Consider the following 13328-nt stretch of genomic DNA (forward strand, 5'->3'; position numbering starts at 1 on the left):
ACGGCGGCACCTGATGGGCCGCCACCCGGGATTTATACCCTCGACTGAAACAGTGCCTGATGCGCGCTGCACTGTTCGGCGCTCAGCATGAACACACCATGTCCGCCACGCTGGAAGTCCAGCCAGGCGAAATCGACTTCAGGGTAAAGCGCCTGGACATGGACCTGGCTGTTGCCCACCTCAACGATCAACAAACCTTTTTCGGTCAAGTGATCGGCTGCCTCGGCGAGCATGCGACGCACCAGATTCAATCCGTCACTGCCACAGGCCAGCGCCAGCTCGGGCTCGTGCTGGTATTCGTCCGGCATGTCGGCAAAATCCTCGGCATCGACATACGGCGGGTTGGAAACGATCAGGTCGAAGCGCTGCCCGGGCAGACCTTCAAAGCCGTCACCCTGCACGGTGTAGACGCGGTCTTCCATGCCGTGGCGCTCAATGTTCTGGTTGGCGACTTCAAGCGCATCGTACGACAGGTCGGCCAAGGCGACTTCGGCGTCCTTGAACTCGTCGGCACACGCGATGCCGATGCAGCCCGATCCGGTACACAGGTCAAGAATGCGGGTCGGCTCGCTGGCCAGCCAGGGCGCAAAACGCGCTTCGATCAGCTCGGCAATCGGCGAACGCGGAATCAGCACACGGTCATCGACAATGAATGACATGCCACAAAACCAGGCCTCACCGAGCAAGTAAGGCGTCGGGATGCGATCGTTGATGCGTCGCTTGATCAACCCTTGCAGTTCGGAGATCTCATCCACTTCCAGACGGCAGTCCAGGTAGCTGTCGGCAATTTCCCAAGGCAGGTGCAAAGCGCCCAGCACCAGTTGCCGTGCTTCATCCCAGGCGTTGTCGGTGCCATGACCGAAAAATACATCTTCCTCGTGAAACCGGCTGACGGCCCAACGAATGTGGTCGCGCACGGTACGCAAGCGGGAAGTGATCATGGAAAGACTCCTTGAGAAAACGACAGGCCACTTGAAAAGGCCGGGTGCAGGACGATGCGAGGCGCCTGATCTCTGAGCGGCGCGTGCAGGCCTGGAAGTTTCGCCCATTCGCGACCCGCCATCAAGGCAAACCGCCAGCTATCCGGCCATCCAGATGCCCTGCAGGCCATTAAAACCGTGACTTGCAACAGTGACCATTCCCATAACCCTTCAGCCAGAGGACAATGTCGCAAAAGCCCCATTCAAAAGGAGCCCTCGAATGCCTTCCATCAAGACCATGTTTCAACTCAGCGGCCGTGTTCATGCGCCGGCCAGCCTGAGCAATGCCACGTTGATCATCATCGACGCGCAGAAAGAATACCTCAGCGGTCCGCTGGCCCTTACCGGCATCGACGAAGCCCTGGCCAATATCGGCCAGTTGGTCGCCAGGGCCCGCGCCGTGAAGTGCCCGATCGTGCATGTCCGCCACCTCGGAACCGTGGGCGGTCTGTTCGACCCTCAGGGCGAGCGCGGGCAACTGGTCCCGGAGCTCCTGCCACAGGCAGACGAACATCTGGTTGAAAAACGCCTGCCCAATGCCTTCAACGGCACCGGACTGCATGAACTGCTGCAGAGCCTGGGTCATCTGGATCTGGTGGTCTGCGGATTCATGAGCCACTCGAGCATCAGCACCACCGTTCGCGCTACCAAGGATTATGGCTATCGCTGCACGCTGGTCGACGATGCCTGCGCCACCCGCGACCTGCCAAGCCCACACGGCGTGGTCAGCGCCCAGGTCGTGCATCGCACCGAGATGGCGATCATGGCCGACAACTTTGCAACACTGGCACTGACCAAAGACCTGATCTGAGCCCTGCCGCAGAGGGCAGGCTGTGTGAAGCACTTCACGTAACCGCCCATCCCTTATTACCCTCCCTTGCGTCCGGAACGGGAACCCAGGTCCGCCTGTTCTGGTCAGAGCGCCGATAAACACTGAGGAAACCGGAATGAAGATATCCGATGGTTTCGACGCCCGCAGGCTGCGTCCCAAAGGGCGGAGTAACTGGCGGACACGAATCGGCAAGACGATTGCCTTCGTGTTTCTGGTATCCGGCGTGGCGCTGGCCCTGACCGGAGGGTCCAGTCTGATCCTGCATCCTCAGGCACTCGGCGATTTGAACGCCAATCCTGCGGGCGCTGCGGTAATTGCCGTGGTCGGTCTGCTGGTGTTTTTCCTGGGCATGTGGCTGTGGCGCAGAAGCGGTCGCGGACCACGCAGTTCCGGTGGATTGAGCATGTCAGCCCACCTGATGAAAAAACACGAATGAGCGCTTCGTCTTCCCGGTTAAACTAGCCCCCTTCGCGGAGGCCCCATGCAAGACGACGATTTTTCCCTGTTCAGAAGCGAGACGCGTGGCGTCAAGCCCATCAAACATGAACACGCCGATGTCGGCAAACCCAGAACTGATCGAAAGTTGCTGGCCCGCTTGCGCCAGTCGGCGACCGTGCGCACCGATGCGGTGACAGTCGACGGCCTGTCAGATCAGTTCGTGATCGATGTCGGCCCTGAAGACGTGCTGAACTGGTCGCGCGACGGCGTTCAGGAAGGCCAGATGCGCAAGCTCAAGCTGGGGCAGATCAGCTTCGAAGGCACGCTGGATCTGCACGGCATGAACGTCGAGCTGGCCCGGGAAACACTGTGGGAGTTTCTGGCCGAAGCCACGAAACTCGAAATTCGTTGCGTGCGTGTCACCCACGGCAAGGCCGTACGACTGGACGGCAAGCGCCCGATGATCAAAAGCCACGTCAACACCTGGCTGCGTCAGCATTCGCAGGTTCTGGGTTTCTGCTCATGCCTGGCCAGGCACGGCGGCGCGGGCGCGGTGTACGTGATGCTCAAGCGTACGATGATGGAAGGTCGCGACGAATAGCCGGGCAAACGCCCGGCTGGCAGTTCAGTGCATGCCTGCCCCATTTGAATGCATAAGCGCATTCTGGACTGCGGTCATCTCTACCCCCTTATCAAAATGCTTTTCCCGACGATCAGCTCAGCGATAACGGCTGTTCTTTGTCGCCTTCTCCTGCTGATAGCCATCCCCATGGCGTACTGGCGATAGGGACGTAAGGCGGCCTTGCGCCCTTGACCTTAGCGACCGCCACCAGGACCGAAGCCCGGACCACCGCCAGGCCCCTGGTGGTGACCGCCGCCTCCCCCGCCATGTCCGCCCGGACCGGGCCAGAACGGCCAACAGCCCGACATTGAAGACAACACGACGGCGAACATCGCCACTTTTACCATTCGACTTAACATCCCGGATTCACTCGTTCAACGGACAGTATTTGAAAACCTGTCCATCAGACCGCGTCACCCGGGAAAAAGGGGTAGCCAGTGCGTTGCTATCGAGTAAGCAAACCGATACAAAACGCCGTTTTGCAGCCCCGCCGTGCACCAGTCACTGCGCGTAAGTTACTATGTGCGCCTTGGCGAAGGGGTCATGCCTTCGCGTTTATCGAAACCCACACGGAAACACAGTCCTGTGACACTGGAACAGAATTACACCGCCATATTGGGGCAGCTGGGTGAAGACGTCTCCCGCGAAGGTCTGCTCGACACACCGAAACGTGCCGCCAAGGCCATGCAGTACCTGTGTCGCGGTTATGCGCAGACCCTTGAAGAGGTGACCAACGGGGCGCTGTTCAGCTCCGATGCCAGCGAGATGGTCATGGTCAAGGACATCGAGCTGTATTCGCTGTGCGAGCACCACCTGCTGCCATTCATTGGCAAGGCTCACGTCGCGTATATCCCGAATGGCAAGGTGCTGGGCCTTTCGAAAGTTGCACGCATCGTCGACATGTACGCTCGCCGCCTGCAGATCCAGGAAAACCTCAGCCGTCAGATCGCCGAGGCCATTCAGCAGGTCACGGGTGCGCTGGGTGTTGCGGTGGTCATTGAAGCCAAGCACATGTGCATGATGATGCGCGGCGTCGAGAAGCAGAACTCGGCCATGATCACTTCAGTGATGCTGGGTGAGTTCCGTGAAAACGCAGCGACCCGCAGCGAGTTTCTCAGCCTGATCAAGTGATCCCCGGCTGGCAGTCACGCGTTCCGGCGGGGCTGCTGCTCCATCCCCCTATCGCAAGAGGTTGTGATCGTGTTCATGAAAGCACTCAGGGTCGGTCTCGGCCAACTGGTCATCGGCATCGATTTCCTCACTCGCCCGAGCAAGAAGAAACGTGATCCGGCAGCTCAGGCTGCAGCGGATCAATCTGCGCAGAACCTGACGCTGTACCAGTTCCACGCCTGCCCTTTTTGTGTGAAAACCCGCCGCGCGCTGCGTCGCCTGAACGTTCCGGTCGCCTTGCGCGACGCAAAGAACAATGAGCTGGATCGCCAGACACTGCTCACCGAAGGCGGCAGAATCAAGGTGCCTTGCCTGCGCATCGAGGAAGGCGACAAGACGGTCTGGATGTACGAGTCCAACATCATCATTGACTATCTGGACAAGCGCTTCGGCGCAGTCTGAACCCGGCGCCCGCGCAATGTCAGCGCGGGCAACCGTCCTGCCGACAGGCCACGTAAGCGTTCAATTGCTTGACCCGTACCCTGGTCTGCTCGGCCAGACACCGGGTTTGAAGCAATGGCCAGATCGACCCTGAGTCTTCGCGCCTGCCCACCTGATACAAGCAGTCGGCATCACGCATCGCAATCCACTTGCGCTGAGCGTCCTTGAGCGCCTGCTTCTTTGCCGGGCTTTTCAGCCAGTTCATCTGCGCGTTGTACTGCGTGTTCAGTTCGGCATCCAGAGCTGCCAATTCTTTGGCCGCGCACTGGTTCATGCTTGCCTGCGTGGCATCGCAGTCCTCGGCCTGGGCTGAACAGCCAACGCCCAGCGCCATCAGGGCGGCCAGGACAGTTATCGCGAAACGCATGGAAATGTTCCTTTTCTCGGTGTATCGGTTGACGGTTGTCGTGGACAAGCCAGCTCACTCAGTTGCAATCAATCCAGCATTCCCACGTATCCCGGCTGGGCCTTGACCCGATCCAGCCACTTGCGGATGCCCGAATAAGGCGCCAGATCAAAACCGCCCTGATGCGCGACATGGGTGTAGGCGTAGAGCGCGATGTCGGCAATGGAGAAGTGCTCGCCGACCAGAAACGGCGTGCGATCCAGTTGCTGCTCCATCACGGCCAGCGCACGGTAGCCGGACTTCTGCATGGCGCGGTACTCGACCATGCGCTCGGCAGGCAAGCCCAGATAGAACTGAATGAAGCGCGCAACCGCCACGGATGGCTCGTGACTGTATTGTTCGAAGAACTGCCACTGCAGGACCTGTGTACGCAGGCGTGGCTCGGTCGGCAGGTAAGCCGTGCCGTCGGCCAGGAAATTGAGAATCGCGTTGGACTCCCACAGGCACGTGCCGTCTTCAAGTTCCAGAACCGGGATCTTGCCGTTGGGATTCTTCGCCAGGAAGGCCGGCGTCTGGGTTTCACCGTTGAGGATATCGACCGGCACCCACTCGTACTGAATATTCAGCAAGTTGAGCATCAGCTTGATCTTGTAGCAGTTGCCCGAGTTGTAATCGCCATAAACCTTGTACATCGCCCTGCCCCTTCTATGAACGAAGTTCCTGCTGATCGAATCGATTCAGGCTGCCTTGAGATTCTGTGCCGCGCGCACGACAGACGCCAGTCGTTTCACACCTTCGTCCAGCCGGGATGGATCAATGTGACTGAAGTTGAGTCGCAGATGGCCGTGATTGGCGTCAGGGTCGGCAAAGAACGGTTCGCCGGGCATGAAGGCGACGTCCTGCGCCAGCGCGGCATCCAGCAATGTGCGCGTATCCAGCGGCTGGCGCAGGGTCAGCCAGAAGAACAGGCCACCTTGTGGGCTGTTCCATTCAGCCAGATCGCTGAAGTGCTCCTGCAGCGCACGTTCGAACGCGTCCCGTCGGCTGCGATAGAACTCACGCAGCGTCGTCAGGTGCTCACGATAGTGATCGGTGCCGATCCACTGCAGGGCCTGCCATTGCCCGAGGCGGTTGGTGTGAAGATCGGCCGACTGCTTGAGGCGCAGCAGGTGCGGGAAAAGATCGGGGCTGGCGATCAGATACCCCACGCGCAGGCCGGGCAGCAAGGTCTTGGAGACAGTCCCGGTGTAGATCCAGCTGGACGTCTTCAAACGGCTGACGATGGGCCTGGCACTGCCACCGTCGAAACTCAGCTCGCGGTAGGGTTCGTCCTCGATCAGGGTTACGCCGAATTCGTCGAGCAATGCCGCCACGGCTTCGCGACTGTCTCCGCTATAGCGCACGGCGGAAGGATTCTGAAAGGTCGGGATCAGGTAAGCGAAGGCAGGCGTGTGCTGCTCCAGACGCTGGCGCATGGCAACAAGGTCAGGGCCATCAACCTGCAAAGGCACCGTAATACAGTTAGCCCCAAACAGCTGGAATATCTGCAACGCAGCCAGATAGGTAGGCGCTTCCAGCAGGATTTCCGTGCCCTTGTCTATGTACAGCTTGGCGGCCAGGTCCAGCGTCTGCTGCGAGCCGCTGACCACCAGTACCTGACTGGCTTCGCACTGAATGCCCAACGCTCTGGCTTCCGCCGCCAGAGCCTCACGCAGCGCCGGCTCACCTTCGCTCATGCCGTACTGGCCCAGCGCGACAGGCATCTGCGCCCACTCGACCTTGGGCAACATGGACTCGGCAGGCAGGCCACCGGCGAACGACATGACTTCCGGACGCTGGGCAGCGGCAAGAATCTCGCGGATCAGAGAACTTTTGAGGCGGGAAACGCGTTCGGAGAATGGCATGACAATATCCCTGGCAAAGCCCAATATAAATAAGTCAAACTTGTTGACTCAAATTACGCTGCGTTACCCGGATACGTCAATATGCTTGACCTTAAAAATCCTGCCAATCAGCAACGTGCCATGGAAGCCTTTTTCTTCGGCTACCAGGCCTTCACTGCCAAGGCCGATGAAATGCTGGACAAACGCGGCTTCAGTCGCGTGCACCAGCGCATCGTATTTTTCATCGCGCGCTATCCCGACCTGAGCGTCAAAGAGCTGCTCACGGTCCTGGGCGTGAGCAAACAGGCCCTAAACGCCCCGCTGCGGCAATTGATCGCCATGGATCTGGTGCACAGCGAGGCGCCCGAAACCGACAAGCGCAAGCGACTGCTCGCGCTGACCGAAGAAGGCATCAGATTTGAACAGGCGTTGCGCCGCGAACAGGTCAAACTGCTGCAACGCGTATTCGCCGACGCGGGCCAGGACGCAGTGGACGGCTGGATGACCGTCAATGAAGCGCTTGGCCAGACGCTGCAGTCCAGCGCTCGCCCCGCCCATTCGGACACCGACTGATTCAGCTCGTCTGATCACCGACATAACTGTTCCGGCGATTGCTCATGCCGCTGTATCGCACGCCTGTCAGGCGATCCGTATAGGCTGTGCGCCTTTTGCTGCCTGCCGTTCAAGGAAGACCCGCATGAACCCTCACCTGAAGCTGCCTCTGCGTCCTTTGGCAGACTCATCGCCCTCCTCCGTTGTGGCAGGCTTCATCGCCATGATGACTGGCTGCACCAGTTCGCTGGTGCTGATGTTTCAGGCGGGTCAGGCAGCAGGGCTGACCAGCGCGCAGATTTCATCATGGTTGTGGGCGCTGTTCATGGGTATGGCGGTGTGCAGCATCGGCCTTTCACTGCGTTATCGCGCCCCAGTCACTGTTGCCTGGTCAACGCCCGGGGCCGCACTGCTGATCACCAGTCTGGGCGGCGTGACGTACCCACAAGCGATCGGCGCGTTCATCACGTGCGCAATCCTGGTCACGTTGTGCGGTCTGACCGGCAGTTTCGAACGCATGGTCAAACGCCTGCCCGCCTCGCTTGCTGCGGCGCTGTTGGCAGGCATTCTGTTCAGGATCGGCAGCGAGATTTTCATCGCAGTGCAGCATCGTACCGGTCTGGTAATCGGCATGTTTCTGACCTATCTGGTCATCAAACGCCTTTCTCCCCGCTATTCGGTGCTGGCGGCACTGCTCGCTGGTGTCGCGTTGTCGTACCTGCTCGGATTGCTCGATTTTGATGGGCTGGCACTGGAAGTGGCTTTGCCAGTCTGGACGAATCCCGAATTTTCACTGGCGGCAACCATCAGCATCGGCATCCCGTTGTTCGTGGTGGCCATGACGTCACAGAACATGCCGGGGATTGCGGTACTGCGAGCCGATGGTTATCAGACGCCTGCCTCGCCACTGATCTCCGTGACGGGTATCGCCTCGTTGCTGACCGCGCCGTTCGGTGCCCATGGCGTCAATCTGGCGGCCATCAGTGCAGCGATCTGCACAGGCCCGCATGCCCACGAAGATCGGGACAAGCGCTATACGGCCGCGATCTGGTGCGGGATTTTCTACGCAGTGGCGGGCGTGTTCGGCGCTACGCTGGCCGCGCTCTTCAGCGCCTTTCCCAAAGAACTGGTACTGTCGATTGCAGCACTGGCGTTGTTTGGCTCGATCATCAACGGCCTGACGGTCGCAATGGCCGAACCCGGCGAACGTGAACCGGCGTTGATCACTTTCATGGTGACGGCATCCGGGCTGACGCTGTTTTCCATCGGTTCAGCGTTCTGGGGCATTGTGGCGGGTGTGCTGACGCTGCTGATTCTGAGTCCACGCCGGGCAGCTTGAAACAGGCTCAATCGCGAGCAGCTGCCGCCACCAGCAGTGTACCTGCATCGGCGTCCAGAACGGCCTGTGTTCCCAAAGGTACGGCCTGATTGGCATCACCGTGCCCCACAGGCAGCCCGCCCAGCACGGGGATACCCAGGCTGTTCAGGCGTTCCGCCAACACATGGGCCGGACTGATCGTGCCCCCCGTGTTGGGTGCAGGGCTGAACTCACCGAGCGCGATACCTGCCAGACGCTCGAGAATCCCGCAGTTACCCAGATGAGTGAGCATCCGATCGACCCGATACGCGGCCTCGCTCACCTCTTCGAGCAACAGAATCGCGCCTGTCAGATCTGGCATGAACGGCGTGCCAACCGATGTGCTCAACATGCACAGATTCCCGCCCAACAGCACACCCTGAGCCGTTCCGCCGGTTCGCACGCTGGCATTTGGCGCGGCAGGATCAGCCTTGAGCAGCACAGGTTCGGTGCTCATCAACACGTGACGCATACCGCTGGCAAACAGCCCGCCGCGTTCCAGCTGGGTGGCGACCGGACCGTGAATGCTCGCCAGACGTGCATGACTCCAGAGCGCGCCGTGCAAGGCGGTGATGTCAGAGAAACCGGTGACCAGCTTCGGATCACGGCGTACCGCATCCATATCCACCTGGCGAACGATCCGCTGCATGCCGTAACCGCCACGATTGCAGATCACGGCTCTGATTTCAGGATCAGCCAGCGCGGCGTTGAGGTCGGCAAGGCGCTCTTCGTCCGTGCCGGAATAAAACGAATATTGACCCAGTGCATGAGGATAGACCCGCGGGCGTAGACCCCAACTCTTGAGAACCTCGACCGCCGATTCGATCTTGCGCGGGTCAACGGGTCCGGCCGGAGACACCAGTGCGACGGCGTCGCCTGCACGCAGAACCGTGGGGTAAAGGGTGTTCGAGTTTGTCGAGGACATGCCAGTGATCCGTACTTCAATGAACGGCCAATGTAGAGCACTCGCCTGGCCGACTCAAGGCGCAGCCACGTGCTCTGGGACAGCAACGCTCATCAATTTGAACGCCGTCGCCCACAGGGACTCCTATCAACCATATGGATCAGGCGGCATTCGCTCAACGACCGCCGCTTGCCTCAGCTACCGTCCGAGGCTTGAATCCCTTTTTGACTCTATTAGGAGGCCCTGCCATGACTGATCTTTCCAATCGCCAATTCCTGCTCGCCAAACGACCTTCCGGTGCCGTGCGCCGGGATGACTTCACTTACCAGGAAGTCCCTGTCCCGGCATTGGCAGACGGCCAGATTCTGCTGAGAAACAAATACCTGTCGCTGGACCCTGCCATGCGTGGCTGGATGAACGAGGGCAAGTCCTACATCCCTCCCGTCGAGCTTGGCGAAGTGATGCGCGCACTGGGTGTGGGCGAGGTCATCGAGTCGAAGAACCCGAAATTCGCCAAGGGCGATCATGTGCAGGGCGCCATCGGCGTTCAGGATTACTTCGTCGGCGAGCCCAAGGGCTTTTACAAGGTCGACACCAACCTCGCACCGCTGCCGCTGTACCTCTCGGCGCTGGGCATGACCGGCATGACCGCTTACTTTGCGCTGCTGGACGTCGGTCTGCCGAAGAGTGGCGACACCGTGGTGATTTCAGGCGCAGCCGGGGCCGTGGGCAGCATTGCCGGGCAGATTGCCAAGCTCAAGGGCTGCCGTGTGATCGGGATTGCCGGTGGCAAGGAAAAATGCAGCCTGCTGACCGAAGAGCTGGGGTTCGATGCCTCCATCGACTACAAGGCGGAGAGCGACATTCACAAGGCATTGAAGCGTGAATGCCCGGATGGCGTGAACGTTTACTTCGACAACGTGGGCGGTGACATCCTGGATGCAGTGCTCAGCCAACTGGCCGTTGGCGCGCGCGTCGTGATCTGCGGCGCAATCAGTCAGTACAACAGCACCACGGCCGTCAAAGGCCCGGCCAACTACCTGTCGCTGCTGGTCAACCGTGCCCGGATGGAAGGCTTCGTGGTCCTGGACCACGCTGCCCGCTTCGGCGAAGCTGGCAAGGAACTGGCGGGCTGGGTCAAGGAAGGCAAGATCAAGAGCAAGGAACACATCGAGGAAGGTCTTGAAACCTTCCCTGAAACCCTGCTCAAGCTGTTCAGTGGCGAGAACTTCGGCAAGTTGATGCTGAAGGTGGATTGACGTCATCCGGGTCAGATGAACGTGCCAACGCCCGGCGTTGGCACGCGACGTCACGTTGAGTCAAGCCACGCCGAGCAGCCATCTTTATATACGGGTCTTGCTGCAACCCATTGGGTTTGTCGCCCGTTATGCCAGTTCGGCAACCACTGCCGCCAGCGCCTTGGCCGGATCGGCTGCCTGGCTGATCGGGCGGCCGATCACCAGGTAGTCCGAACCTGCGTCCAGTGCCTGACGCGGGGTCAGGATACGGCGTTGATCGTCCAGCGCGCTGCCTGCCGGGCGAATGCCGGGCGTCACCAGTTGCAATGACGGGTGAGCAGTCTTCAGGGCCTGCGCTTCAAGCGCCGAACACACCAGACCGTCCATACCCGCCTTTTCCGCCAGCGCCGCCAGACGCAGCACCTGCACCTGCGGATCGATATCCAGCCCGATACCGGCCAGATCCTCGCGCTCCATGCTGGTCAGTACCGTGACGCCGATCAGCAGCGGCTGCGGGCCACTGCGTTGATCCAGGACTTCACGGCACGCAGCCATCATCCGCAAGCCACCCGAACAGTGAACATTGACCATCCAGACGCCCATCTCTGCTGCGGCTTTGACAGCCATCGCAGTGGTGTTGGGAATGTCGTGGAATTTGAGATCAAGGAACACTTCGAAACCCTTGTTACGCAGCGTTTCGACGATGTCCGACGCACAGCTGGTGAACAGTTCCTTGCCGACCTTGACCCGGCACAGCTTAGGGTCGAGCTGATCAGCCAGACGCAGGGCGGCTTCTCGGGTCGGGAAATCCAGGGCGACGATAACGGGAGTCTGGCAGGCGGACATGGGCGGGTTCTCAGGTAAGTCGAAATCGGCGCGCATTGTAGCCGAACCTGCGGATGGACGGGACCCGTAGATCGGTATTTGCCACGCGTGTGGTCACCATTTCAGACGTCAGCTTGGTTGCCATGAAAACCACCTGCGACCGCACTTGCAGAGAACACCCATAGACCGGCACGCACCAAAGCCGCACACCTACCTGAAACGATTCATCGATCCGTTCTGCAAACGACCTCTTTTGAAGCAATACGACGGTTTGTCGTGCACTGGCACGGCCTCTGCAAGTCCCTGCAACAAAATGTTTCGACGAACTTCGAACCTCAGGGAGATAACAATGAGCACTCAACTCAAGCCAACGCTGGGCACGCTGCATTTATGGGGGATCGCTGTCGGACTGGTGATCTCCGGCGAATACTTCGGCTGGAGCTACGGTTGGGGTGTGGCAGGCACCCTGGGATTTCTGGTAACAGCGCTGATGGTTGCGACCATGTACACCTGCTTCATCTTCAGCTTCACCGAACTGACCACCGCCATTCCCCACGCTGGCGGACCGTTTGCCTACAGCCGTCGCGCGTTCGGAGAGAAAGGCGGCCTGATCGCCGGCATGGCAACGTTGATCGAATTCGTGTTCGCACCACCGGCCATTGCACTGGCGATCGGTGCGTACCTCAACGTGCAGTATCCCGGACTTGATCCCAAGCATGCCGCAGTCGGTGCCTATATTGTGTTCATGGCCCTCAATATCATGGGCGTGAAGTTGGCGGCGACCTTCGAGCTGGTGGTATGCATTCTTGCCGTGGCCGAGCTGCTGGTGTTCATGGGTGTGGTCGCGCCCGCCTTCAGCTTCAGCAACTTCGCTCTGAACGGCTGGGCGGGTTCGCAGACATTCGGCCCAGAGGCTATCGCGGGCATGTTCGCAGCCATTCCGTTCGCCATCTGGTTTTTCCTGGCCATCGAAGGCGCAGCCATGGCGGCCGAGGAAGCGAAAGATCCGAAGCGCACCATTCCAAAGGCCTACATCAGCGGCATCCTGACACTGGTGACTCTGGCACTGGGCGTGATGCTGTTTGCAGGCGGCGTGGGCGACTGGCGCACCCTGTCCAACATCAACGACCCGCTGCCGCAGGCAATGAAGGCCGTGGTCGGCGACAGCTCCGGCTGGCTGCACATGCTGGTGTGGATCGGTCTGTTCGGTCTGGTCGCCAGCTTTCACGGGATCATCCTGGGCTACTCGCGTCAATTCTTCGCCCTCGCCCGCGCCGGCTATCTTCCGGCGTCCCTGGCCAAACTGTCGCGCTTCCAGACGCCGCACCGGGCAATCATCGCCGGTGGCCTGATCGGGATCGCCGCCATCTACAGCGACGGACTGATCAACCTGGGCGGCATGACACTGACCGCTGCGATGATCACCATGGCGGTATTCGGTGCCATCGTGATGTACATCATGAGCATGCTCAGCCTGTTCAAGCTGCGCAAGGCCGAGCCATTACTCGAGCGCTCGTTCCGTGCACCCGGCTACCCTGTGGTTCCAGGCATTGCACTGGCCCTGGCGGTGGTGTGCCTGATCGCGATGGCCTGGTTCAACATGCTGATAGGTCTGATCTTTCTCGGCCTGATGGCGATCGGTTTTATCTACTTCAGCCTGACCGCCAAGTCCCGCGCCGATGCACCTGCCGACGCCATGCTGACCGGCCTCTGACGTTACCCTTGCGCAAACCCATGAGG

Annotated in this window: 15 protein-coding genes; 9 read left to right on the top strand and 6 right to left on the bottom strand. The window is 60.0% G+C overall.

Annotated elements, in window-relative coordinates; translation table 11 throughout:
• Positions 1-32: 32 nt before the first annotated feature.
• Positions 33-941 (bottom strand): 50S ribosomal protein L3 N(5)-glutamine methyltransferase, encoded by a 909-nt coding sequence (gene prmB / locus JTJ32_RS18470; RefSeq protein WP_099228984.1) that lies wholly within the window; start codon positions 939-941, stop codon positions 33-35.
• A 259-nt stretch (positions 942-1200) separates the two neighbouring features.
• Between prmB and JTJ32_RS18475 the strand changes: the two genes are divergently transcribed.
• The 5 genes from JTJ32_RS18475 (at position 1201) to JTJ32_RS18495 (ending at position 4444) form a co-directional block, all read left to right on the top strand.
• Positions 1201-1791, top strand: a complete 591-nt coding sequence (locus JTJ32_RS18475) for a cysteine hydrolase family protein (RefSeq protein ID WP_210042900.1) — start codon at positions 1201-1203, stop codon at positions 1789-1791.
• A gap of 136 nt (positions 1792-1927) precedes the next feature.
• Positions 1928-2248 (top strand): hypothetical protein, encoded by a 321-nt coding sequence (locus tag JTJ32_RS18480; protein WP_210042901.1) that lies wholly within the window; start codon positions 1928-1930, stop codon positions 2246-2248.
• Positions 2249-2293: 45 nt separating this feature from the next.
• Positions 2294-2851, top strand: a complete 558-nt coding sequence (locus tag JTJ32_RS18485) for a Smr/MutS family protein (protein ID WP_099228987.1) — start codon at positions 2294-2296, stop codon at positions 2849-2851.
• Positions 2852-3457: 606 nt separating this feature from the next.
• Entirely contained in the window at positions 3458-4003 is a 546-nt protein-coding gene (folE, locus tag JTJ32_RS18490) for a GTP cyclohydrolase I FolE (protein WP_002552836.1), read from the top strand.
• 69 nt (positions 4004-4072) lie between these two features.
• A complete protein-coding gene (locus JTJ32_RS18495; RefSeq protein ID WP_210042902.1) occupies positions 4073-4444 on the top strand; it encodes a glutaredoxin family protein in 372 nt (123 codons plus the stop codon).
• Positions 4445-4463: 19 nt separating this feature from the next.
• On the opposite strand, the gene JTJ32_RS18500 is transcribed toward JTJ32_RS18495, so the two are convergent.
• The 3 genes from JTJ32_RS18500 to JTJ32_RS18510 all read right to left on the bottom strand — a co-directional run bounded on the left by JTJ32_RS18500 (position 4464) and on the right by JTJ32_RS18510 (position 6733).
• Positions 4464-4850, bottom strand: coding sequence for a lysozyme inhibitor LprI family protein (locus JTJ32_RS18500; protein WP_210042903.1), 387 nt, complete (start codon positions 4848-4850; stop codon positions 4464-4466).
• Positions 4851-4918: 68 nt separating this feature from the next.
• Positions 4919-5521: a glutathione S-transferase family protein gene (locus JTJ32_RS18505; protein WP_184323213.1), complete on the bottom strand. Its 603-nt coding sequence runs from the start codon at positions 5519-5521 to the stop codon at positions 4919-4921.
• A gap of 45 nt (positions 5522-5566) precedes the next feature.
• On the bottom strand, positions 5567-6733 hold the full coding sequence (locus tag JTJ32_RS18510; protein ID WP_099228992.1) for an aminotransferase-like domain-containing protein: 1167 nt from the start codon (positions 6731-6733) through the stop codon (positions 5567-5569).
• An 81-nt stretch (positions 6734-6814) separates the two neighbouring features.
• Between JTJ32_RS18510 and JTJ32_RS18515 the strand changes: the two genes are divergently transcribed.
• Positions 6815-7285, top strand: a complete 471-nt coding sequence (locus JTJ32_RS18515; RefSeq protein WP_210042904.1) for a MarR family winged helix-turn-helix transcriptional regulator — start codon at positions 6815-6817, stop codon at positions 7283-7285.
• A 124-nt stretch (positions 7286-7409) separates the two neighbouring features.
• Positions 7410-8603, top strand: coding sequence for a benzoate/H(+) symporter BenE family transporter (locus tag JTJ32_RS18520; protein WP_210042905.1), 1194 nt, complete (start codon positions 7410-7412; stop codon positions 8601-8603).
• Positions 8604-8610: 7 nt separating this feature from the next.
• Here JTJ32_RS18520 and JTJ32_RS18525 read toward each other — a convergent pair whose 3' ends face one another.
• Positions 8611-9546, bottom strand: a complete 936-nt coding sequence (locus tag JTJ32_RS18525) for a S66 peptidase family protein (protein WP_210042906.1) — start codon at positions 9544-9546, stop codon at positions 8611-8613.
• 227 nt (positions 9547-9773) lie between these two features.
• On the opposite strand from JTJ32_RS18525, the gene JTJ32_RS18530 reads away from it, so the two are divergent.
• Positions 9774-10784, top strand: a complete 1011-nt coding sequence (locus JTJ32_RS18530; protein ID WP_099228996.1) for an NADP-dependent oxidoreductase — start codon at positions 9774-9776, stop codon at positions 10782-10784.
• A 126-nt stretch (positions 10785-10910) separates the two neighbouring features.
• Here the strand turns inward: JTJ32_RS18530 and pyrF are convergent, their stop codons facing one another.
• A complete protein-coding gene (gene pyrF / locus JTJ32_RS18535) occupies positions 10911-11609 on the bottom strand; it encodes an orotidine-5'-phosphate decarboxylase (protein ID WP_180274380.1) in 699 nt (232 codons plus the stop codon).
• A 328-nt stretch (positions 11610-11937) separates the two neighbouring features.
• On the opposite strand from pyrF, the gene eat reads away from it, so the two are divergent.
• The gene (eat, locus tag JTJ32_RS18540) at positions 11938-13302 is read left to right on the top strand and encodes an ethanolamine permease (RefSeq protein WP_184323208.1); all 1365 of its coding nucleotides are present in this window, start codon (positions 11938-11940) and stop codon (positions 13300-13302) included.
• The last annotated feature ends 26 nt before the right edge of the window (positions 13303-13328 follow it).

The organism is Pseudomonas alliivorans, from assembly GCF_017826695.1.
GTDB lineage: Bacteria > Pseudomonadota > Gammaproteobacteria > Pseudomonadales > Pseudomonadaceae > Aquipseudomonas > Aquipseudomonas alliivorans.

Excerpts from the sequence above, each read along its gene's own strand:
- prmB (WP_099228984.1), bottom strand. The coding sequence starts at position 941 with ATGATCACTTCCCGCTTGCGTACCGTGCGCGACCACATTCGTTGGGCC.
- JTJ32_RS18475 (WP_210042900.1), top strand. The coding sequence starts at position 1,201 with ATGCCTTCCATCAAGACCATGTTTCAACTCAGCGGCCGTGTTCATGCG.
- JTJ32_RS18480 (WP_210042901.1), top strand. The coding sequence starts at position 1,928 with ATGAAGATATCCGATGGTTTCGACGCCCGCAGGCTGCGTCCCAAAGGG.
- JTJ32_RS18485 (WP_099228987.1), top strand. The coding sequence starts at position 2,294 with ATGCAAGACGACGATTTTTCCCTGTTCAGAAGCGAGACGCGTGGCGTC.
- JTJ32_RS18500 (WP_210042903.1), bottom strand. The coding sequence starts at position 4,850 with ATGCGTTTCGCGATAACTGTCCTGGCCGCCCTGATGGCGCTGGGCGTT.
- JTJ32_RS18505 (WP_184323213.1), bottom strand. The coding sequence starts at position 5,521 with ATGTACAAGGTTTATGGCGATTACAACTCGGGCAACTGCTACAAGATC.
- JTJ32_RS18510 (WP_099228992.1), bottom strand. The coding sequence starts at position 6,733 with ATGCCATTCTCCGAACGCGTTTCCCGCCTCAAAAGTTCTCTGATCCGC.
- JTJ32_RS18515 (WP_210042904.1), top strand. The coding sequence starts at position 6,815 with ATGCTTGACCTTAAAAATCCTGCCAATCAGCAACGTGCCATGGAAGCC.
- JTJ32_RS18520 (WP_210042905.1), top strand. The coding sequence starts at position 7,410 with ATGAACCCTCACCTGAAGCTGCCTCTGCGTCCTTTGGCAGACTCATCG.
- JTJ32_RS18525 (WP_210042906.1), bottom strand. The coding sequence starts at position 9,546 with ATGTCCTCGACAAACTCGAACACCCTTTACCCCACGGTTCTGCGTGCA.
- JTJ32_RS18530 (WP_099228996.1), top strand. The coding sequence starts at position 9,774 with ATGACTGATCTTTCCAATCGCCAATTCCTGCTCGCCAAACGACCTTCC.
- pyrF (WP_180274380.1), bottom strand. The coding sequence starts at position 11,609 with ATGTCCGCCTGCCAGACTCCCGTTATCGTCGCCCTGGATTTCCCGACC.
- eat (WP_184323208.1), top strand. The coding sequence starts at position 11,938 with ATGAGCACTCAACTCAAGCCAACGCTGGGCACGCTGCATTTATGGGGG.